At 62.1% G+C, this 24888-nt stretch carries 24 protein-coding genes; 18 read left to right on the forward strand and 6 right to left on the reverse strand.

Annotated features, from left to right (window positions below):
* Nucleotides 1-138 precede the first annotated feature (138 nt).
* The 14 genes from GPS82_RS02065 (at nt 139) to hisD (ending at nt 15530) form a co-directional block, all read left to right on the forward strand.
* Nucleotides 139-4878 (forward strand): glutamate synthase-related protein, encoded by a 4740-nt coding sequence (locus GPS82_RS02065; protein WP_296490534.1) that lies wholly within the window; start codon nt 139-141, stop codon nt 4876-4878.
* A gap of 33 nt (nt 4879-4911) precedes the next feature.
* On the forward strand, nt 4912-6378 hold the full coding sequence (locus tag GPS82_RS02070) for a glutamate synthase subunit beta (protein ID WP_296490536.1): 1467 nt from the start codon (nt 4912-4914) through the stop codon (nt 6376-6378).
* Nucleotides 6379-6466: 88 nt separating this feature from the next.
* Nucleotides 6467-7285, forward strand: a complete 819-nt coding sequence (locus GPS82_RS02075; RefSeq protein ID WP_296490537.1) for an ABC transporter ATP-binding protein — start codon at nt 6467-6469, stop codon at nt 7283-7285.
* Nucleotides 7282-8064 carry a lipid asymmetry maintenance ABC transporter permease subunit MlaE gene (mlaE, locus tag GPS82_RS02080; protein ID WP_296490539.1) on the forward strand — a complete coding sequence of 261 codons (783 nt, stop codon included), beginning with the start codon at nt 7282-7284 and terminating at the stop codon, nt 8062-8064. The genes GPS82_RS02075 and mlaE overlap by 4 nt, the downstream gene beginning before the upstream one ends.
* 15 nt (nt 8065-8079) lie before the next feature.
* A complete protein-coding gene (gene mlaD, locus GPS82_RS02085; protein ID WP_296490540.1) occupies nt 8080-8568 on the forward strand; it encodes an outer membrane lipid asymmetry maintenance protein MlaD in 489 nt (162 codons plus the stop codon).
* Entirely contained in the window at nt 8565-9338 is a 774-nt protein-coding gene (locus GPS82_RS02090) for a VacJ family lipoprotein (RefSeq protein WP_296490542.1), read from the forward strand. Before mlaD ends, GPS82_RS02090 begins: the two co-directional genes overlap by 4 nt.
* Before the next feature lie 81 nt (nt 9339-9419).
* Nucleotides 9420-10025 (forward strand): ABC transporter substrate-binding protein, encoded by a 606-nt coding sequence (locus GPS82_RS02095; protein ID WP_296490586.1) that lies wholly within the window; start codon nt 9420-9422, stop codon nt 10023-10025.
* Nucleotides 10026-10027: 2 nt separating this feature from the next.
* Nucleotides 10028-10300, forward strand: coding sequence for an STAS domain-containing protein (locus tag GPS82_RS02100; RefSeq protein ID WP_296490543.1), 273 nt, complete (start codon nt 10028-10030; stop codon nt 10298-10300).
* Between the two features lie 23 nt (nt 10301-10323).
* Nucleotides 10324-11265 (forward strand): ABC transporter ATP-binding protein, encoded by a 942-nt coding sequence (locus GPS82_RS02105; protein WP_296490544.1) that lies wholly within the window; start codon nt 10324-10326, stop codon nt 11263-11265.
* On the forward strand, nt 11262-12017 hold the full coding sequence (locus GPS82_RS02110) for an ABC transporter permease (protein WP_296490545.1): 756 nt from the start codon (nt 11262-11264) through the stop codon (nt 12015-12017). Before GPS82_RS02105 ends, GPS82_RS02110 begins: the two co-directional genes overlap by 4 nt.
* 19 nt (nt 12018-12036) lie before the next feature.
* Entirely contained in the window at nt 12037-12279 is a 243-nt protein-coding gene (locus tag GPS82_RS02115) for a BolA family protein (protein WP_296490546.1), read from the forward strand.
* 3 nt (nt 12280-12282) lie between these two features.
* Nucleotides 12283-13560 carry a UDP-N-acetylglucosamine 1-carboxyvinyltransferase gene (gene murA, locus GPS82_RS02120; protein WP_296490547.1) on the forward strand — a complete coding sequence of 426 codons (1278 nt, stop codon included), beginning with the start codon at nt 12283-12285 and terminating at the stop codon, nt 13558-13560.
* Nucleotides 13557-14195, forward strand: a complete 639-nt coding sequence (gene hisG / locus GPS82_RS02125; RefSeq protein WP_296490549.1) for an ATP phosphoribosyltransferase — start codon at nt 13557-13559, stop codon at nt 14193-14195. Before murA ends, hisG begins: the two co-directional genes overlap by 4 nt.
* Before the next feature lie 15 nt (nt 14196-14210).
* The gene (gene hisD / locus GPS82_RS02130) at nt 14211-15530 is read left to right on the forward strand and encodes a histidinol dehydrogenase (RefSeq protein ID WP_296490551.1); all 1320 of its coding nucleotides are present in this window, start codon (nt 14211-14213) and stop codon (nt 15528-15530) included.
* Nucleotides 15531-15605: 75 nt separating this feature from the next.
* On the opposite strand, the gene GPS82_RS02135 is transcribed toward hisD, so the two are convergent.
* The 4 genes from GPS82_RS02135 to GPS82_RS02150 are packed head-to-tail and all read right to left on the reverse strand — an operon-like array spanning nt 15606 to nt 18965.
* Nucleotides 15606-16535, reverse strand: coding sequence for a DUF2950 domain-containing protein (locus GPS82_RS02135; RefSeq protein ID WP_296490552.1), 930 nt, complete (start codon nt 16533-16535; stop codon nt 15606-15608).
* Between the two features lie 48 nt (nt 16536-16583).
* Nucleotides 16584-17726, reverse strand: a complete 1143-nt coding sequence (locus GPS82_RS02140) for a DUF3300 domain-containing protein (RefSeq protein WP_296490553.1) — start codon at nt 17724-17726, stop codon at nt 16584-16586.
* 47 nt (nt 17727-17773) lie between these two features.
* Entirely contained in the window at nt 17774-18301 is a 528-nt protein-coding gene (locus GPS82_RS02145) for an META domain-containing protein (protein ID WP_296490554.1), read from the reverse strand.
* 34 nt (nt 18302-18335) lie between these two features.
* Entirely contained in the window at nt 18336-18965 is a 630-nt protein-coding gene (locus tag GPS82_RS02150) for a YSC84-related protein (protein ID WP_296490555.1), read from the reverse strand.
* A gap of 218 nt (nt 18966-19183) precedes the next feature.
* On the opposite strand from GPS82_RS02150, the gene GPS82_RS02155 reads away from it, so the two are divergent.
* From GPS82_RS02155 to GPS82_RS02170, 4 genes are all read left to right on the forward strand, one after another.
* Nucleotides 19184-19744, forward strand: a complete 561-nt coding sequence (locus GPS82_RS02155) for a DUF4136 domain-containing protein (protein WP_296490557.1) — start codon at nt 19184-19186, stop codon at nt 19742-19744.
* Nucleotides 19745-19824: 80 nt separating this feature from the next.
* Nucleotides 19825-20202, forward strand: a complete 378-nt coding sequence (locus GPS82_RS02160; protein ID WP_296490558.1) for a DUF1622 domain-containing protein — start codon at nt 19825-19827, stop codon at nt 20200-20202.
* A 77-nt stretch (nt 20203-20279) separates the two neighbouring features.
* The gene (locus GPS82_RS02165; RefSeq protein WP_296490559.1) at nt 20280-20660 is read left to right on the forward strand and encodes a hypothetical protein; all 381 of its coding nucleotides are present in this window, start codon (nt 20280-20282) and stop codon (nt 20658-20660) included.
* Nucleotides 20661-20676: 16 nt separating this feature from the next.
* Entirely contained in the window at nt 20677-21171 is a 495-nt protein-coding gene (locus tag GPS82_RS02170; RefSeq protein WP_296490560.1) for a DUF202 domain-containing protein, read from the forward strand.
* A 67-nt stretch (nt 21172-21238) separates the two neighbouring features.
* Here the strand turns inward: GPS82_RS02170 and GPS82_RS02175 are convergent, their stop codons facing one another.
* The gene (locus GPS82_RS02175) at nt 21239-23542 is read right to left on the reverse strand and encodes an NADP-dependent malic enzyme (RefSeq protein ID WP_296490561.1); all 2304 of its coding nucleotides are present in this window, start codon (nt 23540-23542) and stop codon (nt 21239-21241) included.
* 118 nt (nt 23543-23660) lie between these two features.
* Nucleotides 23661-24887: a M20/M25/M40 family metallo-hydrolase gene (locus tag GPS82_RS02180; protein WP_296490562.1), complete on the reverse strand. Its 1227-nt coding sequence runs from the start codon at nt 24885-24887 to the stop codon at nt 23661-23663.
* Nucleotide 24888 lies beyond the last annotated feature (1 nt).

Consider the following 24888-nt stretch of genomic DNA (forward strand, 5'->3'; position numbering starts at 1 on the left):
ATTGAGTTTGATGTGTCCCCAATTAATTCTTGAAATGCAATTACGGAAATTAATTGGAATCTGACCCCAATTATTTGGCTTGGCATAATTGCTGCAATGCGGTAGAGTCTTCTTTTTGAAATTTACAGGAGCGCTCCCATGACGACGGCAGCCGAGATCAAGCATCTCCAGGACAACGGTTTGTATTCAGCAGCGCAAGAGCATGATGCTTGCGGGGTTGGTTTTGTGGCGCATATCAAGGGCGTCAAGTCGCATGACATTGTCAAAAATGCCTTGAAGATTCTTGAAAACCTTGACCACCGGGGCGCCGTGGGTGCCGACAAGCTGATGGGCGACGGCGCCGGCATCTTGATCCAGTTGCCCGATGCGCTTTACCGCGAAGAGATGGCCGCGCAGGGCGTCACCCTGCCGCCACCCGGTGAATACGGTGTGGGCATGGTGTTTTTGCCTAAAGAGCACGCCAGCCGCCAGGCTTGCGAGCAGGAGCTTGAGCGCGCAGTGCAGGCCGAGGGCCAGGTGCTGCTGGGCTGGCGCGATGTGCCGGTGGACCGCGACATGCCGATGTCGCCCAATGTGCGCAAAAAAGAGCCCATCCTGAAGCAGATCTTTATCGGCCGGGGCAGCGATGTGATTGTGCAGGACTCGCTGGAGCGCAAGCTGTATGTGATCCGCAAGATCGCCAGCCGCCACATCATGGCGCTCAGGCTCAAGCACAGCAAAGAGTATTACGTGCCCAGCATGTCCAGCCGCACGGTCATTTACAAGGGTTTGCTGCTGGCCGGCCAGGTCGGCACCTATTACCTTGACCTGAAAGACCCGCGCTGCGTCTCGGCGCTGGGTCTGGTGCACCAGCGCTTTTCCACCAACACCTTCCCCGAGTGGCCGCTGGCCCACCCGTACCGCTATGTGGCGCACAACGGCGAGATCAACACCGTCAAGGGCAACTACAACTGGATGAAGGCGCGCGAAGGCGTGATGAGCTCGCCGGTGCTGGGCACCGACCTGCAAAAGCTCTACCCCATCAGCTTTCCCACCCAGTCCGACACCGCCACCTTTGACAACTGCCTTGAACTGTTGACCATGGCCGGTTACCCGATCAGCCAGGCGGTGATGATGATGATCCCCGAGCCTTGGGAGCAGCACACCAGCATGGACGAGCGCCGCCGCGCCTTCTACGAATACCATGCCGCCATGCTGGAGCCGTGGGACGGCCCGGCCAGCATTGTGTTTACCGACGGCCGCCAGATTGGTGCCACGCTCGACCGCAACGGCCTGCGCCCGTCGCGCTACTGCATCACCGACGACGACCTGGTGGTGATGGCCTCCGAGTCCGGCGTGCTGCCTTTCCCCGAGAGCAAGATTGTGCGCAAGTGGCGCCTGCAGCCCGGCAAGATGTTCATGATCGACCTGGAGCAGGGGCGCATGGTGGACGACGAAGAACTCAAGTCCACGCTGGCCAACAGCAAGCCCTACAAGCAGTGGATCGAAAACCTGCGCATCCGCCTGGATGACGTGCAGGGCGGCGGCGAGCCCGCCAGCGCGGCCGAGTCAGAGGGCAACTTGCTGGACCGCCAGCAGGCGTTTGGCTTCACCCAGGAAGACCTGAAGTTTTTGATTGCCCCGATGGCAGCCAACGGCGAAGAAGCCATTGGCTCCATGGGCAACGACAGCCCGCTGGCGGTGCTGTCCGACAAAAACAAGCCGCTCTACAACTACTTCAAGCAGCTGTTTGCCCAGGTGACCAATCCGCCGATCGACCCGATCCGCGAGGCCATCGTGATGAGCCTGGTGTCGTTTATCGGGCCCAAGCCCAATTTGCTGGACATCAACCAGGTTAACCCGCCGATGCGCCTGGAGGTGAGCCAGCCGGTGCTCAATTTTGCCGACATGGCCAAGCTGCGTGACATTGGCAAGCACACCCACGGCAAGTTCCGCAGCTACACCATCGACATCACCTACCCCTTGAGCTGGGGCCGTGAGGGCGTCGAGGCCAAGCTGGCCTCGCTGTGCGCCGAGGCGGTGGACGCCATCAAGAACGGCAACAACATCCTGATCATCAGCGACCGCGGCATGAACGCCACCCAGGTGGCGATACCTGCCTTGCTGGCGCTCTCTGCCATTCACCAGCACCTGGTGCGCGAGGGTCTGCGCACCACGGCGGGCCTGGTGGTGGAGACCGGCACCGCGCGCGAGGTGCACCATTTTGGTGTGCTGGCGGGTTACGGCGCCGAGGCGATCCACCCCTACCTTGCCATGGAAACCCTGGCCAGCATCTGCAAGGACCTGCCCGGTGAGCTGAGCGCCGACAAGGCCATTTACAACTACGTCAAGGCGGTGGGCAAGGGCCTGTCCAAGATCATGTCCAAAATGGGTGTCAGCACCTACATGAGTTACTGCGGCGCGCAATTGTTTGAGGCCATTGGCCTGTCCACCAGCACCATCAACAAATACTTCACCGGCACGCCCAGCAAGGTGGAAGGCATTGGCGTGTTCCAGATCGCCGAAGAAGCCATCCGCATGCACAAGGCCGCCTACGGCACCGACCCGGTGCTGGCCAACCGCCTCGATGCCGGCGGCGAATACGCCTGGCGCGTCCGCGGTGAAGAGCACATGTGGACGCCCGACGCCATTGCCAAGCTGCAGCACAGCACGCGCGCCAACAACTGGAACACCTACAAGGAATACGCCCAGATCGTCAACGACCAGAGCAAGCGCCACATGACGCTGCGCGGCCTGTTCGAGTTCAAGATTGATCCCGCCCGGGCCATCCCGCTTGACCAGGTCGAGCCCGCCAAAGAGATCGTCAAGCGCTTTGCCACCGGCGCCATGTCGTTGGGTTCGATCTCGACCGAGGCGCACGCCACGCTGGCCATTGCCATGAACCGCATCGGCGGCAAGAGCAACACCGGCGAGGGCGGTGAAGACCCGGCGCGTTACCGCCAGGAGCTCAAGGGCATCCCGATCAAGCAGGGCCAGACCATGGCCGACATCATTGGCCATGACGTGGTCGAGGTTGACATTCCCCTGCTGCCCACCGACTCGTTGCGTTCGCGCATCAAGCAGGTGGCGTCCGGCCGCTTTGGCGTCACGGCCGAATACCTGGGCAGCGCCGACCAGATCCAGATCAAGATGGCGCAAGGCGCCAAGCCGGGCGAGGGCGGCCAGTTGCCCGGCGCCAAGGTGTCGGAATACATTGGCCGGCTGCGCCACTCGGTGCCCGGGGTCGGTTTGATCTCGCCACCGCCGCACCACGACATTTATTCCATTGAAGACCTGGCGCAGCTCATTCACGACCTGAAAAACGTTGCCCCCAAGGCCGGTATCAGCGTCAAGCTGGTGAGCGAAATTGGCGTGGGCACCATTGCCGCCGGCGTGGCCAAGTGCAAGGCCGACCATGTGGTGATTGCCGGCCACGACGGCGGCACCGGCGCCTCGCCCTGGTCGTCCATCAAGCACGCCGGCAGCCCGTGGGAAATCGGTCTGGCCGAAACCCAGCAAACGCTGGTGCTCAACCGCCTGCGCAGCCGCATCCGGGTGCAGGCCGACGGCCAGATGAAAACCGGCCGCGACGTCGCCATTGGCGCGCTGCTGGGCGCCGACGAGTTCGGCTTTGCCACCGCGCCGCTGGTGGTGGAAGGCTGCATCATGATGCGCAAGTGCCACCTCAACACCTGCCCGGTGGGCGTGGCCACGCAAGACCCGCTGTTGCGCGCCAAGTTCTCGGGCAAACCCGAGCACGTGGTGAACTACTTCTTCTTTATTGCCGAAGAAGTGCGCCAGATCATGGCGCAGCTGGGCATCCGCAAATTTGACGACATGATCGGCCGCTCCGACCTGCTCGACACGCGCCCCGGGCTTGAACACTGGAAAGCCAGCGGGCTCGACTTCAGCCGCCTGTTCGCCCAGCCCAATGTGCCCGCCGACGTGCCGCGCTTCCAGTTTGAGGAGCAGGAGCATGGCCTTGAAAAGGCGCTCGACAACGTGCTGATTGCCAAGAGCCGCGCGGCAATAGACAAGGGTGAGCGCGTGCAGTTCATCGAAGTGGCGCGCAATGTGAACCGTTCGGTGGGCGCCATGCTGTCGGGCGCGGTCACGCAGGTGCACCCCGAGGGGCTGCCCGACGACACCATACGCATCCAGCTCGAGGGCACCGGTGGCCAGTCGTTTGGCGCCTTCCTGGCACGCGGCATCACGCTCTACATGATCGGTGATGCCAACGACTACACCGGCAAGGGCCTCAGTGGCGGCCGTGTGGTGGTGCGCCCCAGCATTGATTTCCGCGGCGACGCCGTCAAGAACACCATTGTCGGCAACACGGTGATGTTTGGCGCCACCAGTGGCGAGGCCTTTTTCAGCGGTGTCGCCGGTGAGCGTTTTGCCGTGCGCCTGTCTGGCGCCAGCGCGGTGGTGGAGGGCACCGGCGACCACGGTTGTGAGTACATGACAGGTGGCACCGTGGCGGTGCTGGGCGTGACGGGGCGCAACTTTGCCGCCGGCATGAGTGGTGGCATTGCCTATGTTTATGACGAAGACGGCAAGTTTGCCAAGCGCTGCAACACGGCCATGGTGAAACTTGAAAAAGTTCTGACCACCGCCGAGCAACAGGAAGCGCTTGACGCCAGCCTGTGGCACCGGGGTTTGAGCGACGAAGAGCAGCTCAAGCAAATGCTGGCCGACCACAACCGCTGGACCGGCAGCCGCCGCGCTCGTGAGTTGCTCGACAACTGGGAGACCTCGCGTTTGAAGTTTGTCAAGGTCTTCCCCCTTGAGTACAAGCGCGCATTGGGCGAGCTGCATGCCAAAAAAGGGGCGCAAGCCAAAGTGGATCGCGTGCAAGCCGCGACTAAAAATGAAGTCAAAGCGGTCGCGGCCAAGTAACGCGGCACTGACCATCGAACAAGGAAAAATATCATGGGAAAAGCTACCGGTTTCATGGAATACGAGCGCATTGAGGAGGGCTACAAGCCCGTGCCCGAGCGCCTGAAAAACTACAAAGAGTTCGTGATCGGGCTCGACGACCAGGCTGCCACGAAGCAAGCCGCGCGCTGCATGGACTGCGGCACGCCGTTTTGCAACAGCGGCTGCCCGGTCAACAACATCATTCCCGACTTCAACGACCTGGTGTTTCAGGGCGACTGGAAAGAAGCCATTGAGGTGCTGCACAGCACCAACAACTTCCCCGAGTTCACCGGGCGCATCTGCCCGGCCCCGTGTGAAGCGGCCTGCACCCTGAATGTGAATGACGATGCCGTCGGCATCAAGTCAATCGAGCACGCCATCATCGACCGCGCCTGGGAAAGCGGCTGGGTCAAGCCGCAGCCGGCCAAAATTAAAACCGGCAAAAAAGTGGCCGTGGTGGGTTCCGGCCCGGCGGGCATGGCAGCCGCGCAGCAACTGGCCCGCGTTGGCCATGACGTGACCCTGTTCGAGAAAAATGACCGGGTGGGTGGTTTGCTGCGCTACGGCATTCCCGACTTCAAGATGGAAAAAACCCACATTGACCGCCGGGTCGAGCAGCTCAAGTTGGAGGGCGTGACGATTCGCACCAGTGTGCTGGTGGGTGAGATGCCCAAGGGTTCCAGGGTGACCAACTGGGCCAAGGAAACCGTGACGCCCGCGCAGTTGCAGGCCGATTTCGACGCCGTGCTGCTGACCGGCGGTGCCGAGCAGTCGCGCGACCTGCCGGTGCCCGGGCGCGACCTCGACGGTGTTTATTTTGCGATGGAGTTCCTGCCGCAGCAAAACAAGGTCAACGCCGGCGACAAGCTCAAGAACCAGTTGCGCGCCGACGGCAAACATGTGATCGTGATTGGCGGCGGCGACACCGGCTCCGACTGCGTCGGCACCAGCAACCGCCATGGCGCGCTCAGCGTGACCCAGTTCGAGGTCATGCCGCAGCCGCCGGTCGAAGAAAACCGGCCGCTGACCTGGCCCTACTGGCCCATGAAGCTGCGCACCAGTTCCAGCCACGACGAGGGTTGCGTGCGTGAATTTGCCATTTCCACCAAGGAATTCATGGGTGAAAAGGGCAAGCTGACCGGTCTCAAAACCGTGCATATCGAGCTGAAAGACGGCAAGATGGTCGAGATTCCCGGCACCGAGAAAACCTACCAGGCCGACCTGGTGTTGCTGGCCATGGGCTTTGTCAACCCGGTGGCCACCGTGCTCGACGCCTTTGGCGTGGACAAGGACAACCGGGGCAATGCCCGCGCCAGCACCGAGTTCACCGGCGGCTACGCCACCAACGTGGCCAAGGTGTTTGCCGCCGGCGACATGCGCCGAGGCCAAAGCCTGGTGGTTTGGGCCATCCGTGAAGGACGCCAGGCCGCCCGCGCGGTCGATGAGTTCCTGATGGGGTTCAGTGATTTGCCGCGCTGAGCCAGTGGTTTGGACAACGCGGCAACGCGCCATTAGGTGTAATCCCTTATGATCCACGGCCGGGCAATCCCGGCCTTTCTGTTTATTTATGGCCCAATTTTCATCAGACGCGCTTGTCGAATTACGAAACCTCACCTTCGGGTACGGGGAGCGGGTGATTCTGGACGGCGTTTCGATGGAGATTCCGCGCGGCAAGGTGACGGCGCTGATGGGCGCCTCGGGTGGCGGCAAGACCACCCTGCTGCGGCTGATGGGCGGCCAGAACCGGGCGCAGTCAGGCCAATTGCTGTTTGACGGGCAAGATGTGACGCCCATGAGCCAGGCGCAAATCTATGCGGCGCGCCGCCGCATGGGCATGTTGTTTCAGTTTGGTGCGCTGTTTGCCGATTTGTCGGTTTTTGACAACGTCGCTTTCCCGCTGCGCGAGCACACCGATTTGCCGGAGACGCTGATCCGTCACATTGTGCTGATGAAACTCAACGCCGTCGGCCTGCGCGGTGCGTTTGATCTGATGCCCAGCGACCTCTCGGGTGGCATGGCGCGCCGGGTTGCGCTGGCGCGCGCCATTGCGCTCGACCCCGAACTGGTGATGTACGACGAGCCTTTTTCGGGGCTGGACCCGATTTCGCTCGGCACGGCGGCGCGCCTGATTCGTCAACTCAATGACTCAATGGGACTCACCAGCGTGTTTGTGTCACATGAGCTTGAACAAACGTTTACCATTTCCGACCATGTGATCATCCTGGCCAATGGCAAAATTGCCATGCAGGGCACGCCCGCGCAGGTGCTCAAGAGCACCGACCCGCTGGTGTACCAGTATGTGAACGCCCTGGCAGAAGGCCCGGTGCGCTTTCATTACCCGGGTCCCTCGATTGACGAAGATTTTGGTGTGGAGGCCTGCGCATGAGTTGGTACAAACCGGCCGATATTGGTCTGGCCACGCGCAATCAGCTGGCCGATCTGGGCCTGGGCGCCCGGCTCTTTTTGCGCCTGCTCACCACCTTGCCTGGCAGTCTGAAGCGTTTCGGCCTGATTCGCGACCAGATGCACTTTTTAGGCAATTACTCGCTCGCCATCATTGCGGTGTCGGGTTTGTTTGTCGGCTTTGTCTTTGGTTTGCAGGGTTATTACACCTTGCAGCGTTATGGCTCTTCGGAAGCCCTGGGTCTGCTGGTGGCGCTGAGCCTGGTGCGCGAGCTCGGGCCGGTGGTCACTGCCCTGTTGTTTGCCGGGCGCGCCGGCACCTCGCTCACCGCCGAGATCGGCCTGATGAAGGCGGGCGAGCAGATCAGCGTCATGGAAATGATGGCGGTTGACCCGGTGCAACGTGTCCTGGCGCCGCGCTTCTGGGCCGGGGTGATCGTCATGCCGCTGCTGGCCGCGGTGTTCAGCGCCATGGGCATCATTGGCGGCTGGGTGGTGGGTGTGCTCATGATCGGGGTCGACTCCGGCTCGTTCTGGAGCCAGATTCAGGGCGGTGTGGACGTCTGGCAGGACGTGGGCAACGGCGTGATCAAAAGCATTGTGTTTGGCTTCACCGTCACCTTTATTGCACTGCTGCAGGGGTTCGAGGCGCAGCCGACGCCCGAGGGCGTGGCCAGCGCCACCACACGCACGGTGGTGGTGGCGTCGCTGGCCGTGCTGGGCCTGGATTTCATCCTGACCGCCATGATGTTCACCATCTGATTAGAAAGAAGTTTTATGCAACGTTCAAAAAATGATGTCTGGGTCGGCCTGTTTGTGCTGATCGGCGCTGCGGCAATTTTGTTTCTGGCGCTGCAGTCGGCCAACCTGCTGAGCCTGAGTTTTCAGAAGACCTACATCGTCAAGGCCAAATTTGACAATGTGGGCGGTGTCAAGCCCAAGGCGGCGGTGCGCAGTGCCGGTGTGGTGGTGGGCCGGGTTGACAACATCGTGTTCGATGACAAGTCGTTCCAGGCCGAGGTCACGCTGGCGCTAGAGAGCCAGTATGTGTTTCCCAAGGACAGTTCGCTCAAAATCCTGACCAGCGGGCTGCTTGGCGAGCAGTATCTGGGCATTGAGCCTGGCGCTGACGACAAAAATCTGGCGCCCGGCGACACCATCTCCAGCACCCAGTCGGCGGTGGTGCTCGAAAATCTGATCAGCCAGTTCTTGTTTAGCAAGGCAGCGGAAGGCAGCAATGTGGATGCCAGCAGCATGAACAAATGAAAGACAACCAAGCCATGAAAATTACGCCTCTTGCCGCCTGCCATGCAGTGACGCGCTCGGCCCTGGTGGCCGGCCTGTTGGTGCTGGCTGGCTGTGCCACCGGCCCCAACGCCAATCCGCGCGACCCGCTGGAGCCCCTCAACCGGGGCGTTTACAAGTTCAACGACGTTGTTGATCGGGCGCTGCTCAAGCCAGCGGCCACGGCCTACCGCGATGTGGTGCCGTCGCCGGCGCGCACCGGGGTTGCCAATTTCTTCAACAACGCGCAGGATGGCTGGTCGATTTTCAATAACGCCCTGCAACTCAAGGGGGAGGCGGCAGGCAACAGCCTGATGCGTTTTCTGGTGAACACCTTCATGGGTTTTGGCGGTGTGCTCGACATTGCCTCCGAGATGCAGATCGAGCGCAGCACCGAAGATTTCGGGCAAACCTTGGGTCACTGGGGCGTGGGCGCCGGTCCCTATTTGTTGCTGCCCCTGCTGGGGCCGTCAACGTTGCGCGACACGGCTGCGCTGCCGGTGGATGGGCAGGGTAATCTGGCCACCAGTTTCGGTGACGTGCCGGTGCGCAATTCACTCATCGGCCTGAATTTGCTGAACCAGCGGTCCCGCTTTCTGGAGGCCTCGGCCATGCTGGACCAAGTGGCGCTTGACCCCTACACCTTTACCCGTGATGCTTTCCTGCAGCGGCGCCAAAATGATGTGTATGACGGTTATCCGCCCGATGACATCGAGCCGGTTCCGCCGGATGACGGCCCTTTGGCCAAGTAATTTTTTTGGAGGAAAAAGACGATGAAAAGAAGATTTTTAAACCAATGGCTGCTGGCGCTGGCCGCCAGTTTTTCGCTGTTCATGGCGGCCCCGGTGCATGCGGCAGATGAAGCGCCGGATGTGCTGATTGATCGCCTCACGCGGGAAGCCCTGGACACCATCCAGTCCGACAAGTCGGTGCAGGCCGGCAACGTGTCGCGCATCATTGAATTGGTCGACGAAAAAGTCATGCCCCACGTCAATTTTCAGCGCATGACCGCGTCTGCGGTGGGGCCGGGCTGGCGCCAGGCGACACCCGAGCAGCGCACCCGCCTTGAGGCCGAGTTCAAGATACTGCTGGCGCGCACCTATGCCGGTGCCATGAGCCAGGCCAGAAACCTGAGTTACAGCATCAAGCCATTGCGCGCTGCACCCGATGACAAGGAAGTGATTGTTCGCACCCTGATCAAGGGTCGCGGCGATCCAGCGCAACTGGACTACCGGCTTGAAAAAACACCGGGCGTTGGCGCCGGCTGGAAGATTTACAACATCAACGTGCTCGGCGTCTGGCTGGTGGAAACTTACCGCAGCCAGTTTTCCCAGGAAATCAATGCCAAGGGGATTGACGGCCTGATCACCACATTGACCGAGCGCAACAAATCCAACGCGGCCGACTCGGCCACCGCAGCAAAGCCTGTCAAAGGCTGAGCATGCTGCGTTTGCCCAAAAGCCTGCTGCACGACAGCGCAACAGCGACCCTGGCCGAGATGCTGCGGGCGCTCGGCGACGAGCCTTCGAGCAGCGTTGCGGTGGACGCTTCAGCGCTGGAGCGCTTCGACTCCACCGCGCTGGCCGTGTTGCTGGAACTGCGCCGGGCCGCCTTGCTGGCGGGTAAAACGCTGGCCTTGAAAGGCATGCCGCAGCGCCTGCAGAATTTGGCGGCGCTGTATGGCATTGCCGAACTGCTGCCGTCAACTGCCTGATGCCCCGGTAAAATAGCGGCCCCATGCCCGCCATCTCATTCCAGTCGGTCTCCAAAAGCTACCCCTCCCCACGCGGCCCGCAGGGCGGCACTTTTCTGGCGCTTGACAACGTCAGCCTGGACATTGAAGCCGGTGAATTTTTCGGCCTGCTCGGCCCCAACGGCGCGGGCAAAACCACCCTGATCACCATTCTGGCCGGACTTGCCAAAGCCAGCGCCGGGCGTGTCAGCGTGATGGGCCACGACGTGCAAACCGACTTTGCCGCAGCCCGCCGCGCCCTGGGTGTGGTGCCGCAAGAGCTGGTGTTCGACCCCTTTTTCAAGGTGCGCGAGGCGCTGCTGTTTCAGTCGGGCTACTTTGGCGTGAGGCACAACGAAGCCTGGGTTGACGAACTGCTCGACAACCTGGGGCTCTCCGACAAGGCCGACGCCAACATGCGGGCGCTGTCGGGCGGCATGAAGCGCCGGCTGTTGGTGGCGCTGGCGCTGGTGCACAAGCCGCCGGTGATCGTGCTCGACGAGCCCACGGCCGGCGTTGACGTGGAACTGCGCCAGACGCTCTGGCATTTCATCGACAAGCTCAACAAGCAGGGGCACACCGTCTTGTTGACCACCCATTACCTCGAAGAAGCCGAGGCCCTGTGCGGCCGCATTGCCATGCTGAAAACTGGCAAAGTGGTGGCGCTCGACAGCACCAGCGCCCTGCTGAGCGCGGCGTCTGGCAATGTGTTGCGCTGCACGGTCGATGGCGACTTGCCGCCCGAGCTGGCGAGCCAGGCGCGCGTGACCGGGCGCGTGGTGCAATGGCCCGCCAAAGATGCCGGGGCGGTGGAGCATGCGCTGGCCCAGATTCGCCAGGCCGGCCTGACTGTGGCCGACATCGAGATTCGCCGCCCCGACCTCGAGGACGTCTTTTTAAAGGTGATGCACCAGCACCCCGGGCGCGATGATCGGGTTTCCCCATGACCGGCTGGCAAATGCTGCTTTACAAGGAAGTGTTGCGCTTCTGGCGTGTCGCGGCGCAGACCATCACCGGCCCGATCCTGACCGCCATGCTGTATTTGCTGGTCTTTGGCCAGGCGCTTGAGGCCCACGTCAAGGTCTACGACAACGTGAGTTACACCGCTTTTCTGGTGCCTGGCCTGGCCATGATGAGCCTGCTGCAAAACGCCTTTGCCAACAGCTCATCGTCCCTGGTTGCCAGCAAGGTGATGGGCAACCTGGTGTTTTTGCTGCTCACACCCCTGTCAGCCTGGCACTGGTTTGTTGCCTACGTCGGTGCGGCGGTGGTGCGTGGGCTGGTGGTGGGCGCAGGCGTGCTGGCGGTGTCGCTGATTTTTGCCGTGCCGCCGCTGCAGCAGCCGCTGTGGGCTGTGGTGTTTGCGCTTCTGGGGGCGGCGCTGATGGGCGCCCTGGGTGTGGTGGCGGGTTTGTGGTCGGAAAAATTCGAGCAGATGGCCGCGTTCCAGAACTTTGCCGTGATGCCCATGACGTTTTTGAGCGGTGTCTTTTATTCAATCAATTCGCTGCCGCCGTTCTGGCAGACGGTGAGCCATTTCAATCCGTTTTTCTACATGATTGACGGCTTCCGTTATGGCTTTTTTGGTGTCAGCGATGTCTCGCCCTGGCTTAGTCTGGGCATCGTGGCGACGGCCACGGCTGGCGTGGGCCTGTGGGCGTTGCTGCTGCTGCGAATGGGCTACAAAATCCGTTCCTGATTTCTTGTGAGATTCCAATATGACTGCTGAACAAATCAAACAACTCATTGCCGCCGGCCTGGCCTGCGACTACCTCACCCTTGAAGGTGACGGGCGTCACTGGTATGCCACGGTGGTTTCCAGCGAATTTGAAGGCAAGCGCGCCATTGCGCGCCACCAGCGGGTGTATGCCTGCCTGGGCAACAAAATGAAAACCGATGAAATTCATGCCTTGTCGATGAAAACCTTCACGCCCGCCGAATGGGCGGCACAACCGGTCTGACCCATGGATAAATTACTGATTCGAGGTGGCCGGCCGCTCAATGGCACGGTGATGATTTCTGGTGCCAAAAACGCGGCCCTGCCTGAGCTTTGCGCGACCCTGCTGACCGCCGAACCCGTCACTTTGCGCAATGTGCCGCGCTTGCAGGACGTGGCCACCATGCGCAGGCTGCTCAACCATATGGGGGTGCAGACCCAGACGCACGGCGAGCGCGGTGGCATGAGCTTCTCGGCCGCCGGACCCATCACACCCGAAGCGCCTTACGAACTGGTCAAGACCATGCGTGCGTCGGTGCTGGTGCTGGGGCCGCTGCTGGCGCGCTTCGGCCATGCCAGGGTGTCGCTGCCCGGAGGCTGCGCCATTGGCTCGCGCCCGGTCGACCAGCACATCAAGGGTCTGACGGCCATGGGTGCTGAAATCGTGGTCGAGCATGGTTATATGGTCGCCAAGTTGCCGGCAGGGCGCACCCGACTCAAGGGCGCGCGCATTGCGACCGACATGGTGACTGTCACCGGCACCGAAAACTTCATGATGGCAGCCACCCTGGCCGAGGGTGAAACCATTCTGGAAAACGCCGCGCAGGAGCCCGAGATTCCGGACCTGGCCGAAATGTTGATCCGGATGGGCGCGCGCATCGAGGGGCATGGCACTAGCCGCATCCGCATTCAGGGCGTGGAATCTTTGCACGGCTGCTCCCACCAGGTGGTGGCCGACCGCATTGAAACCGGCACTTTCCTGTGCGCTGTGGCCGCCACCGGCGGTGATGTGGTGGCGCAGCATGGCCGCATCGAGCATTTGGAGGCGGTGGTGGAAAAGCTGCGCGACGCTGGCGTGACCGTCACCAAGGTGGCCGATGGCATCCGGGTGCAGTCAGCCGGTGCCGCCCTGCTCAAGGCGCAGGGCTTTCGCACCACCGAGTACCCGGGTTTTCCGACCGACATGCAGGCCCAGTTCATGGCGCTCAATGCCGTGGCGCGGGGTGCGGCGAAGGTGACCGAGACCATTTTCGAGAACCGCTTCATGCACGTCAACGAGCTGGTGCGGCTGGGCGCCAATATTCAAATTGACGGCAAAGTGGCGGTTGTCGAAGGGGTGCCCGCCTTGTCCGGCGCCACCGTGATGGCCACCGACCTGCGGGCCTCGGCCAGCCTGGTGATTGCCGGCCTGGTGGCACAGGGCGAAACCCTGGTGGACCGCATCTACCACCTTGACCGTGGTTATGACCAGATGGAGACCAAGCTGCGCGGCCTGGGTGCCGACATTGAAAGAGTCAAGGCATGATCACCCTGGCCCTGTCCAAAGGACGCATTTTTGAAGAAACCCTGCCGCTGCTCAAGGCCGCCGGCATCGAGGTGCTGGAAGACCCTGAAAAATCACGCAAACTGATCCTGACCACCAACCAGCCCGACGTGCGGGTGCTGGTGGTGCGCGCCACCGACGTGCCCACCTATGTGCAATATGGTGGCGCAGACCTGGGCATTACTGGCAAGGACACCTTGCTGGAGCACGGCAGCGATGGCCTGTACCAGCCGCTTGATTTGCAGATTGCCAAGTGCCGCATCAGCGTGGCGGTGCGCTCGGACTTTGATTACGCCACAGCCGTCAAAAAAGGCTCGCGCCTGACCGTGGCCACCAAATACGTGGCCATTTCACGCGAATTTTTTGCGGCCAAGGGTGTGCACGTCGATTTGATCAAGCTTTACGGCAGCATGGAGCTGGCGCCGCTGGTGGGCATGGCCGACGCCATTGTCGATCTGGTCTCGACCGGCAACACCCTCAAGGCCAACCATCTGGTCGAGGTCGAGCACATCATGGACATCAGCTCGCGCCTGGTGGTGAACCAGGCCGCGCTCAAGCTCAAGCAGGCCCCGATCCGCAAGATCATCGACGCCTTTGCCGCGGCCATCGGCCAATAAACTGGAGTGAATGCCATGACACTCGTCGCAACGCCCGCCCGCTTGTCAACCACCAGCAGCAACTTTGATGTTGATTTCAAGGCGCGCCTGCACTGGTCTGCCGACACCGATGCCGGCATTGAGCAGCGCGTGGCCGACATTCTGGCCGATGTGCAACTGCGCGGTGATGCCGCCGTGCTCGACTACACCGCGCGTTTTGACGGCCTGCAGGCCACCACGATGGCCGAGCTGGAACTGACCCAGGCCGAACTCAAGGTCGCTTTCGAGGGGTTGCCTGCCGTTCAGCGCGAAGCCCTGCAAGCCGCCGCGGCACGGGTGCGCAGCTACCACGAGGCGCAGCGCAAGGCCAGTGGTGAGAGCTGGAGCTACCGTGATGAAGACGGCACCTTGCTGGGTCAAAAGGTCACGCCGCTGGACCGGGTCGGCATTTACGTGCCTGGCGGCAAGGCCGCCTACCCGAGCAGCGTGCTGATGAACGCCATTCCGGCCCATGTGGCCGGTGTGGCCGAGATCATCATGGTGGTGCCCACGCCCAAAGGCGAGAAAAACATGCTGGTACTGGCTGCCGCCTATGTGGCCGGTGTCAGCCGCGCCTTCACCGTGGGCGGTGCCCAGGCGGTGGCGGCGCTGGCCTATGGCACGGCAACGATCCCCAAGGTGGACAAGATCACCGGCCCCGGCAACGCCTTTGTTGCCGCCGCCAAGCGCCGCGTGTTTGGCACGGTCGGCATCGACATGATTGCCGGCCCCAGCGAGATTTTGGTGCTGGCCGATGGCAGCACGCCGCCGGACTGGGTGGCGATGGATTTATTCAGCCAGGCCGAGCACGACGAGTTGGCGCAAAGCATTTTGCTGTGTCCCGACGCGGGCTACATCGACTTGGTGCAGGCCAGTATCAACCGTTTGTTGCCGGAGATGCCACGGCGCGAGATCATCGCCAAGTCGCTCAACGGTCGTGGCGCGCTGATCCACACGCGCAGCATGGAAGAAGCCTGCGCCATCAGCAACCGGATTGCGCCGGAGCACCTGGAGGTGAGCAGTCGCGACCCGCACCGCTGGGAGCCGTTGCTCAAGCACGCCGGTGCCATTTTCCTGGGCGCCTTCACCAGTGAATCGCTGGGCGACTACTGCGCCGGCCCCAACCATGTGCTGCCCACCAGCGGCACAGCGCGCTTTTCATCGCCGCTGGGGGTTTATGACTTTCAAAAGCGCAGCAGCCTGATCGAGGTCAGCGAGGCCGGCGCCCAAAGCCTGGGCCAGATTGCCTCGGTGCTGGCGCATGGCGAGGGCCTGCAAGCCCACGCCCGGGCAGCCGAAATGCGCATGAAGATTTAGCGATCAAGCCGCATCGCGCACCGCCACCGGGGGCACGCGATTCACCATTTGCCCCGCTCCAAGCGCCGACGGTGGTCAGGGTGCCACGACTTCCTGCCAACCCGGGCCCGGGTTGAAGCTGTTGATTTTTGCCGCGACGCTGGCGCTGTTGGCGCCAAGATCCTTCTGATAGATCTTGCCGTTGTGATTGACGATGAAGCTCATGACACCGCTTTTGTTGTGGCTGTCCGGGTAAGCGAGCATGGCAAAACCGGCAAGCATGCGGCCGTTGATGACGTAGTTGTAGGCCCCGCCAGCCGCCGCCTTGCCCTGGCGCGTCAGGATCTTGAAGTGGTAGCCGCGGTACGGGTCGCCCTGCTTGTGGCCAGCCAGATAGGCAGAACTCTCGGCGATCAGCGGCCCGAACGGGCTCATCTCTTCGCCCTTGGCGGCATCCGCAGGCCAGTACAGGCCGTCCTGCTTGCCAGGTGCGCTTGCGAGTTTTTTGGCGAACTCCCGCACGCCGTCGCCGTTCCGATCGCGCGCCGCAAAGGCGCGCTGGGCGTCAAGATAGGCGCCTAAAACGTAGATGGCGTTGCGTTCATTACCGCCAATGCGCCGATTGATGAGCTCGTTTGCACCTTCCTCGCTGGCAAAACGCCAGCGATCACCCACGCGGACAATCGGAATCGGTACTGGCCAGGCTTCTGCGCCAATCAGCAGCACGCGGCGCTCCTGGCTGGGCTCATGCAACACATGCAGGGTCTGCATGGCCGCAAGGATCTTTGCACGGGTGGCGCTGGTTGCGGCGCGGTCAGGCTGGATGACGAGGTCCTTATGCGCTTCGCCGACGATCGAAAGCATGGCCGCGTCGCTGTCGGTTTTAAGCGCGGCCATCAGTGCCTCCACGGCCGCATCCGGCGTGCCAAAGGTTTGCTGGTCCGCTGCGCCGGAGGCCAATGGCAGGGCCAGCAGCAACACGGCGGCAAGTTGGCGCAATTTGGCAATCAGATTGAATGGGTTCATGGCATTCGTCAAAGTGAGGGTTGAAGGCTTGGGTGTCATGGCTGTGTCCTAGCGTCTGCGGCCACCACCCGCGGGCAGGGGCGGGCGGCTGCCACCAGTCGACCTGGGTGTGGCGCTGGCGCGGCTGGAGGCGCCGCGGGAGCTGTCCATGCTGGTTTGTCGACCAGAACCGTAGCCGTCAAAGGCGCTGCCGCCCGTGCTCGCCCTCGGCTGCGTTGCCGGGCGTGTCGCGTTACCGGCCGCGCCTGAGCCGACGGCAGGTGTGTCGCCTACACGGGCAGGGGGATTGGCGCCAACGCTGCTGCTGACCTGGCCCGGTTGCTTGTTGGGCTTCCACTGGCTCGACCCCCCACCGGCTGCTGGCCGGTTGGCATTGATGTTGCCCGTGTTGATGTTGCCGGTGTTGATATTCGTATTGCGGTTGATGTTGATGTTGGCGTTGCTGCCGTAGTGCGCCACATAGTGATGGCCATGCCATGCCGAACTGATCGCTGCACCCCAGATCAGGCCGGCGGCAAATGCCGCACCGGGCGCATAGGGGTAGTAGTACACAGGGTAGGGTGTCGGGTAGTAGCCCCAGGATGAATAGCCGCCATACACCACCACGGTGGTCGGGTTGTACTGCGGCACGTAGATCACCTGCGGGTCGGCCGGAACGATCTTGATGACTTCCTTTTCGACCACGATCACCTGCTTGCCATCGCTCTTAAGGTTGCCGGTTGAATACACCTTGCGCCGGAACGTCTGGATAGCCTGCAGCACCTCACCCTGATCTGCCACCACGGCCTCACCCAGTGCCGAGGTCCAGTCGAGGTCGTTGCTCATGGTCTTCACCACCTCGGGGTAGTTCAGCAGCGACTTCACCGCATCGTCCCATTGCTCGTTGACCGCAAGCTTGGGGTCGGTCTTGCGCTTGTCGAGATAGCGGTCCGCCTGCACCAGTTGCAACGGGTTCGTCGCTGCCGGCAGGATGATGCCGATGAGGTCGTCCGGGTAGAGCGCAATCGGCCCGACGAGTTTGTCGAGTTGCTCGACCGAGTAACTGGCGGTGGCAGTTGCGGGCGCAGCAGCAGGGGCCTGCGCGAAAAGCTGTGGCGTGAAAAGTGATGCGATCAGCACGGCCACTGTGGTCATGCTGCGCGCCCGCCGCCCGCTGGCTGCAAGTTTGGGTTTGGATTGGAGTGGGGACATGGCAGACTCTTGAGTGTTAAAAATGGACCACATTGACGGTTGAGATATTACTGGGGCTTGACTGGAACACTGGCCTCAAACAGCAGGGTCGCGCCCGGTCCGTTCGCGCCGGGTGTCGAAATGGCGAGCTGGCCCGACTTGAAGCCAAAGCGCCGTGCCGCCTGCAGTCGTTGCAGAAACCGCGTCTCGACTGCGCTCTGTGCATCCGGGCAGGCCATGCGCGTCCCGGCCACCAGTCCCACCTGCAACTCGCCCGGCGTGTTCCCCGGTGTGACGGCGGTCGTGTAGCGGTTGCAGCCCGAACTGCCGGAGAAGCGGCCTGCCGCATAGCTCAGCGTGACGACGGGCTGCGCCGGCGCCGGTTCGGCAACGTCCCAGGCGCGCAGCACCCAGGTGGTGCCCGCGAGCGCGTCCAGCGTGACCAGATCATGCGATGCTGCACCCGGTCCGGCGGGCGCGGGCGCTTTATCAGGCGCAGCAATGTCGGGTGGCGCGGCGCATGCAACGCAGGCAAAGGCCAGCACCACAGCAATCAAGCTGCCCGTAAACCGTCGGCTTGAATCCGGGTGTTTCATGGCCGCTGGTTGAGTGGCTGCTGAGTCCGGGGACTCAATTCAAATCACTGTCCTTGTAGTACTTGGTTCCCTTGGCGGTCAGCTCCAGGGCAAGGCCATCATCGCTCAACTGGTACAGCCAGACACCGGGGGTCACGGACAGGGCGCCAGCAAATACCTCAGTGCCCTTGCCGCCCGATTTGGCGGTGATCGAGCTCTGCGCGCCGATTTCCCAGCCGGAGTTGACGAACTTGTCCAGGTCCGATTTATTCTCGAAGACCCAGACCAGCTTGAACTTTTTCACGCCGAAGCCAAGACCCGCCTGGGCCTCGACCATCTTCATGAAGGTCTCTTTTCTCGACTTGTTGTCAACCACCACGCCCTTGCCGGTGCCGCCGCCGGCGAACAGGATCTTCATGCCGAAATTGCTGAACACCGCATAGCCCGCGGCACGCTCAATGGCTGTCTTGGCGCTGGGTGTGGACTGGTAGAGGCGGGTCAGGGTTTCCTGTGCCATGCTGCGGGTTTCCTGCTGCATCTCTGCCTTGCTGGCGGCCTGCGCCACGCCGCCCAGGGCAATGAGCGTGAACGACATGAGCAAAGCCAGAATATGTCGAATCTTGAAGCGAAGAATGCTGATCAGCGGCAAGCGAGTCAGCCGCGTCGGGGTGGATAAACTTTGCATTTTGGATTCCTTCCGGATATTTCTTAGGTTGATTACTGTATCATTTTCAGCCTTGATTTTTGACTCTGGATGCCCGAATGCATTGCATGTGGCCTAACGTTGATGAATTTGGTGTTCGGTTGGCCCAAAGTCTCATTGGCAGCAACTGGTCGGTGCCCCTAGAATCAATGAGACTGTACAGGGCTCAAATGAATGGCAAAGAATCTGGAGGTGTTCACATGAAACTTGGCGCTATGTCAAAGCGGGCCGCCATTTTGATTGCAGTTGCGCTGATGTGTGCTTGTGCCACCGGCCCTGACATCCACCGCGACATCAACCCGGCGGCTGAGTTTGCCAACTACAAGACCTTTGGCTACTTCTCGCCGCTGGCCACCGACCGGGCCGGCTACGAGTCGGTATTGACCACGCGGCTGAAGGACGCCACGCGCCGCGCGATGGAGGCCAAGGGCTATGTTTACAGCGAATCCAACCCTGACCTGCTGCTCAACTTCTTTGCCAACGTGCAGGAAAAGCAGGAGCTCCGCGCCACGCCCGCCATGGGTTACTACGGCTATCGCCGTGGCTTTTATGGCGGCTATGGCGCCACCATGGTGGAAACCGTGACCTACCGGGAGGGCACGCTCAGCCTCGACCTGATCGAGGCCAGGCGCAAGCTGCTGGTGTGGCAGGCCACGGCCGAGGGCAGCGTCTCGAGCGAGGCACGCAATAATCCGGGTGCGGCCATCGACGCGGTGGTTGCCGGGTTGATGGCGCCCCTGCCGAGCGCAGGGCGACCCTGAACCACTGCTGCCGCATGCGTTGCGGGCACCGCTGATCACGGCTCCGGTCAACTGATGTGACACCTCGAAAGGGCAAGACAATGGCGATGGTAAACGAATGGATCGAGGCAGCGACGCAGGGCGTCGAACTGCTGGCGGTGATGGTGATGGTCGGTTTCATCGCTGTGGGCACAGTGCGCTGGCTGCTTGAGATGCCAAGCGGCGCGGTGCGGGCCTACGAGCGCTACCGCCTGATGCTGGCGCGCAGCCTGCTGCTTGGTCTGGAGTTGCTGGTGGCCGCCGACATCATCCGCACCTTGACCATCGAGCTGACGCTGGTCAACCTGGCCACGCTGGGCCTGCTGGTGGTGTTGCGCACGGTGCTCGGCTGGACCCTGACCGTGGAGGTGGAAGGGCGCTGGCCGTGGCAGGCCGGAAAGTCGGCCGAAGTCGGTGAGAGGTCGCACGAGAAGGCTTGATCAGACCAAGGTCTCATTGCTTGCGTGGCGACCGCGGCGCTAGCATATGGCTCATTTTAAAAAGGGGTTGATCCATCATGGACAGTATTTGGTCAAATTTCATCACAGAACTGATCGGGCGCGTTGACGGTCCGATGCATTTCCGGATCTATCTGCAACCGTTGGTAGCCATATTTTTTGCTTTTCGTGATGGCCGCAAGGATGCCCGCGAGGGCCGGCCAGCTTATGGCTGGGCCTTGCTGACCAATAGCGAGCACAGGCGCTACCTGCTGCAGGACGGCTGGAAGGGTTTTCGCAATGTGTTCCTGATCGCTTTGCTGCTTGACCTGGTGTACCAGTACGTTGCCATTGGGGGATTCAGGCCGCTGCAGACCCTGCTCACCGCGCTGTTGCTGGCCGTGGTGCCCTATTTGCTGTTGCGCGGCCCCGTCAACCGGTTGTCCGGTGGCGGCAAGTAACAAAGGGGTGCGAGCGATGATTGAACCAACCAAGGGTTCGGCCCAACCGGCATCCGGGGCGAAGCATGAGTCGCTCAAGGCCAAGATAGGCAGGCTCGAAGATGCCCTGGCAGCCAAGTTCGGCTTGGGTGGCAGCGACATTTCATTTGACAAGGTCGATGCAACGACACTCGCGCTGGAGCGCACCTTGCTGGCGGCCGAGCGCACGCTGCAGGCCTGGATCCGCACGGCACTGTCGCTGATCAGCTTTGGCTTCACCATTGGCAAGCTCGGGCAGGTGGTGGTCACCTTGCCCGGCATGCCACGACACATTGGTACCGACAGTTTGAGCTACCTGCTGGTGATACTGGGCACCTTGTCGCTTGCCGTGGCGGCGGTACAGCATTGGTTCACCATGCGGAAATTGCGGGCACGCGGTTTGCCCAGAGAACTCAGCCTGGCCTTCGGTGTGGCCATTCTTTTGGTCTTGCTGGGCGCCTTTGCATTCAGCGCCCTGGTGATGAAGCTCTGAACCTTCAGATTGCTCAGGCACCAAAAGGGGCCTGCCTGATGCAGGCCCCTTTTTTCTGGATCGCCAATCAGCGCGCCGCGCTCACATCGGCCACCGCCAGCGCGGTCATGTTGACCACGCGTCGCACGGTGCTCGACGGGTTGAGCACATGCGCGGTGGCGGCGGAGCCCAGCAGGATGGGGCCGACGGTGAGGCCATTGCTGCCCGTCATCTTGAGCACGTTGAACAGGATATTGGCCGAGTCCAGATTCGGGCAGATCAGGATGTTGGCAGCGCCGCTCAGGGTGTTGTCGATCAGGGTGGCATTGCGGATGTCTTCTGACAGGGCCGTGTCGCCCTGCATCTCGCCGTCGCACTCGATGTCGGGGCAGCTGGCCTTGAACAGGTCGCGCGCCAGGCGCATCTTGCGCGCCGAGCCCCGGTTGGACGAGCCGTAGTTGGAGTGCGACAAGAAAGCCACCTTGGGCGCGATGCCGAAGCGGCGCACCTCGTCGGCAGCCATGCGGGCAATGTCGGCCAGTTGCTCGGCGCTGGGGTCTTCGTTGACATAGGTGTCGGCCACAAAGATGGAGTATTGCTCCAGCATCAGCGCGTTCAGCGTGGCAAAGCCGGAGGCGCCCACCTTGACGCCCAGAATGTCGCGCACATGGTCCAGGTGCACGTCAAAGCGGCCATGCAGGCCGCACAGCATGGCGTCGGCGTCACCGAGCTTGACCATCAGCGCGGCAATGGTGGTGGTGGAGCGGCGCACCGCCGCCTTGGCGGCTTCGGGGCTGACACCATGGCGACCCATGACCTGGTGGTAGGTTTCCCAGTACTGGCGAAAACGCGGGTCATCGTTGGGGTCGCAGCAGTCAAAGTCGCGGCCCAGTTGCAGGCGCAGGCCGGCCTTGAGAATGCGGGCCTCGATAACGGCCGGGCGGCCAATCAGAATGGGCCGTGCCAGACCGCCTTCGACCACGAGTTGCGCGGCGCGCAGCACGCGGTCGTCTTCACCCTCGGCATAGGCCACCCGCTTGGCGTTGTCGGGTGCGTTGCGGGCGGCGTTGAACACCGGCTCCATCAGCAGGCCGGTGGAGTAAATGAAGCGCGACAGTTGACGGCGGTAAGCGTCCATGTCCTTGATGGGCCGCTTGGCCACGCCCGAGGCCTCGGCCGCAGCCGCCACCGCGGGCGCAATGCGCAGGATCAGGCGCGAGTCAAACGGTTTGGGAATGATGAAGTCGACGCCAAATGCCAGGTCCTGGCCGGCATAGGCATGGGCCACTTCCTCGCTGATGTCGGCCTTGGCCAGTTCGGCAATTTCACGCACGCAGGCCAGCTTCATGGCTTCGGTGATCTGCGTCGCGCCGCAGTCCAGCGCGCCACGGAAGATGTAGGGAAAACACAGCACGTTGTTGACCTGGTTCGGGTAGTCCGAGCGGCCGGTTGCAATGATGCAGTCGGGCCGAACCTCCTTGGCCAGTTCGGGCCGAATCTCTGGTTCGGGGTTGGCCAGCGCCAGAATGATGGGCTGGCTAGCCATGGTCTTGACCATGTCTTGGGTCAGCACACCGGCGGCCGAGCAGCCCAGAAACACATCGGCCTCATTCACCGCATCGGCCAGCGTGCGGGCGCTGGTGTCTTGCTCAAAGCGGGCCTTGGACTCGTCGTAACCACCCGGGCGGCCTTTGTAAACCACGCCCTTGGAGTCACAAATGAACACGTTTTTCACCTGCACACCCAGGCCGATCATCACGTTCAGGCAGGCAATGGCGGCCGCGCCGGCGCCCGACACCGCCACTTTCACGTCGCCAATCTTCTTGCCCACCAGCTCCAGCGCATTGATCAGTGCGGCACTGCTGATGATGGCGGTGCCGTGCTGGTCATCGTGGAACACCGGAATGCCCATGCGCGCCTTGAGCTTTTCCTCGATGTAGAAACACTCGGGCGCCTTGATGTCTTCAAGGTTGATGCCGCCCAGCGTGGGCTCCAGCGCGGCAATGATCTCGATCAGCTTGTCGGGGTCGCGTTCGGCCAGTTCGATGTCAAACACATCAATGCCGGCGAACTTCTTGAACAGGCAGCCTTTGCCCTCCATCACCGGTTTGCCCGCCAGCGGGCCAATGTCGCCCAGGCCCAGCACCGCCGTGCCGTTGGTGACCACGCCCACCAGGTTGCCGCGGCTGGTGTAGTCGTAGGCCAGGTCGGGGTTGGCCTGGATGTCGAGGCAGGGGTAGGCCACACCGGGCGAGTAGGCCAGCGCCAGGTCGCGCTGGTTCACCAGCGGTTTGGTGGCGTTGACCGAGATCTTGCCGCGGGTGGGAAAGCGGTGGTAGTCGCGCGAGGCGTCGCCCAGGGCCCGTTCAGCATCGGATAGTTCACTGCTCATCGTTGTCTCCTTGTAATTGGTGTGGCCTGCACTTTACACCCGCACAAAGTACTTTCCTGACAAAGCAGAGACAAAAGTCGCCGTGCGCCGGCCCGGCTTCCCGAAGACTTGATCCAGCTCAACTCAGCAGATCATGCAAGGCGCGGGCAATGACTTTGGTGGCGCGGCGCAGGTCTTCCAACTCCAGTCGCTCGTCGGCGCGCTTGGCGTTCGACTCAAGCACTGTGCGCGGACCGGCGCCGTAGATCACGCCGGGAATGCCGGCTTCGCTGAAGATCCGGACATCGGTGTAGAGCGGTGTGCCCAACGCAGGAATGTCCTCGCCAAAAATGGCTTTGCCGTGCTGCTGAATGGCGTCAACCAGCGGCTGGTTGCCGGGCAGTGGCCGCATGCTTTTGGCCAGCAGCATGCGCCTGACGTCAACGGTGATGCCGGGCAGCCCTGCTGCGGTGCGGGCAATGAGTTCACGCAAACCGGCTTCAACCTCTTCGGCGTTTTCTTCGGGGATCATGCGTCTATCCAGCTTGAAGCTGACTCGCCCGGGGATGACGTTGGTGTTGGTGCCGCCCTCGATCAGCCCGACGTTGAGATACGGGTGGTTGATGCCCTCCACCTGTGAGCTGATGGACTTGTAGAGCGCGTTTTGGGCATACAGCACGTTCAAGATTTGCACCGCGGCCTGCAAGGCGTCGACACCCGATTCGGGAATGGCGGCGTGCGCCATCTGGCCGTGCACGGTCACTTCGAGCTGCAGGCAGCCGTTGTGCGCGGTGATGACCTGGTAGCTGAAGCCCGCGGCAATCATCAGGTCGGGCCGGGTGAGTTGGTGTTTGAGCAGCCAGCCCGGGCCCACTTCGCCGCCAAATTCCTCGTCGTAGGTGAACAGCAGCTCAACGCTGCCCTTGGCGGGTTTGCACACCGCCTCGAGCGCGCGCATGGCATAGGTGAAGGTGGAAAAATCGCACTTGCTGACCGCGCTGGCGCGGCCGTAAATTTTGCCGTCTTCGATTTCGCCGCCGTAGGGGTCGCGCGTCCAGCCCTCGCCGGGAGGAACCACGTCGCCATGGGCATTGAGCGCGATGGTTTTGCCGCCTGCGCCGTAGCGGTGGCGCACGATCAGGTTGGTGATGCTTTGCAGCCCGGCAGCCCGCACCTCGGTATCAGGCACCGGGTGTTTTTCGGCTTCGATGCCCATGGCCTGCAACAACTCAAAAGTGCGCTCGGCATGGGGCGTGTTGTTGCCGGGTGGTGTGTCGGTGGGGACGCGGATGAGTTCTTGCAAGAACTTGACCTGTTCGTCAAAGTGGGTGTCGATCCAGGTGTCGAGCTGGGTGTAGGGCGTCATG

It is taken from the genome of Rhodoferax sp. (genome assembly GCF_011391645.1).
GTDB lineage: Bacteria > Pseudomonadota > Gammaproteobacteria > Burkholderiales > Burkholderiaceae_C > Rhodoferax.

Excerpts from the sequence above, each read along its gene's own strand:
- GPS82_RS02065 (WP_296490534.1), top strand. The coding sequence starts at position 139 with ATGACGACGGCAGCCGAGATCAAGCATCTCCAGGACAACGGTTTGTAT.
- GPS82_RS02070 (WP_296490536.1), top strand. The coding sequence starts at position 4,912 with ATGGGAAAAGCTACCGGTTTCATGGAATACGAGCGCATTGAGGAGGGC.
- GPS82_RS02075 (WP_296490537.1), top strand. The coding sequence starts at position 6,467 with ATGGCCCAATTTTCATCAGACGCGCTTGTCGAATTACGAAACCTCACC.
- mlaE (WP_296490539.1), top strand. The coding sequence starts at position 7,282 with ATGAGTTGGTACAAACCGGCCGATATTGGTCTGGCCACGCGCAATCAG.
- mlaD (WP_296490540.1), top strand. The coding sequence starts at position 8,080 with ATGCAACGTTCAAAAAATGATGTCTGGGTCGGCCTGTTTGTGCTGATC.
- GPS82_RS02090 (WP_296490542.1), top strand. The coding sequence starts at position 8,565 with ATGAAAGACAACCAAGCCATGAAAATTACGCCTCTTGCCGCCTGCCAT.
- GPS82_RS02095 (WP_296490586.1), top strand. The coding sequence starts at position 9,420 with ATGGCGGCCCCGGTGCATGCGGCAGATGAAGCGCCGGATGTGCTGATT.
- GPS82_RS02100 (WP_296490543.1), top strand. The coding sequence starts at position 10,028 with ATGCTGCGTTTGCCCAAAAGCCTGCTGCACGACAGCGCAACAGCGACC.
- GPS82_RS02105 (WP_296490544.1), top strand. The coding sequence starts at position 10,324 with ATGCCCGCCATCTCATTCCAGTCGGTCTCCAAAAGCTACCCCTCCCCA.
- GPS82_RS02110 (WP_296490545.1), top strand. The coding sequence starts at position 11,262 with ATGACCGGCTGGCAAATGCTGCTTTACAAGGAAGTGTTGCGCTTCTGG.
- GPS82_RS02115 (WP_296490546.1), top strand. The coding sequence starts at position 12,037 with ATGACTGCTGAACAAATCAAACAACTCATTGCCGCCGGCCTGGCCTGC.
- murA (WP_296490547.1), top strand. The coding sequence starts at position 12,283 with ATGGATAAATTACTGATTCGAGGTGGCCGGCCGCTCAATGGCACGGTG.
- hisG (WP_296490549.1), top strand. The coding sequence starts at position 13,557 with ATGATCACCCTGGCCCTGTCCAAAGGACGCATTTTTGAAGAAACCCTG.
- hisD (WP_296490551.1), top strand. The coding sequence starts at position 14,211 with ATGACACTCGTCGCAACGCCCGCCCGCTTGTCAACCACCAGCAGCAAC.
- GPS82_RS02135 (WP_296490552.1), bottom strand. The coding sequence starts at position 16,535 with ATGAACCCATTCAATCTGATTGCCAAATTGCGCCAACTTGCCGCCGTG.
- GPS82_RS02140 (WP_296490553.1), bottom strand. The coding sequence starts at position 17,726 with ATGTCCCCACTCCAATCCAAACCCAAACTTGCAGCCAGCGGGCGGCGG.
- GPS82_RS02145 (WP_296490554.1), bottom strand. The coding sequence starts at position 18,301 with ATGAAACACCCGGATTCAAGCCGACGGTTTACGGGCAGCTTGATTGCT.
- GPS82_RS02150 (WP_296490555.1), bottom strand. The coding sequence starts at position 18,965 with ATGCAAAGTTTATCCACCCCGACGCGGCTGACTCGCTTGCCGCTGATC.
- GPS82_RS02155 (WP_296490557.1), top strand. The coding sequence starts at position 19,184 with ATGAAACTTGGCGCTATGTCAAAGCGGGCCGCCATTTTGATTGCAGTT.
- GPS82_RS02160 (WP_296490558.1), top strand. The coding sequence starts at position 19,825 with ATGGCGATGGTAAACGAATGGATCGAGGCAGCGACGCAGGGCGTCGAA.
- GPS82_RS02165 (WP_296490559.1), top strand. The coding sequence starts at position 20,280 with ATGGACAGTATTTGGTCAAATTTCATCACAGAACTGATCGGGCGCGTT.
- GPS82_RS02170 (WP_296490560.1), top strand. The coding sequence starts at position 20,677 with ATGATTGAACCAACCAAGGGTTCGGCCCAACCGGCATCCGGGGCGAAG.
- GPS82_RS02175 (WP_296490561.1), bottom strand. The coding sequence starts at position 23,542 with ATGAGCAGTGAACTATCCGATGCTGAACGGGCCCTGGGCGACGCCTCG.
- GPS82_RS02180 (WP_296490562.1), bottom strand. The coding sequence starts at position 24,887 with ATGACGCCCTACACCCAGCTCGACACCTGGATCGACACCCACTTTGAC.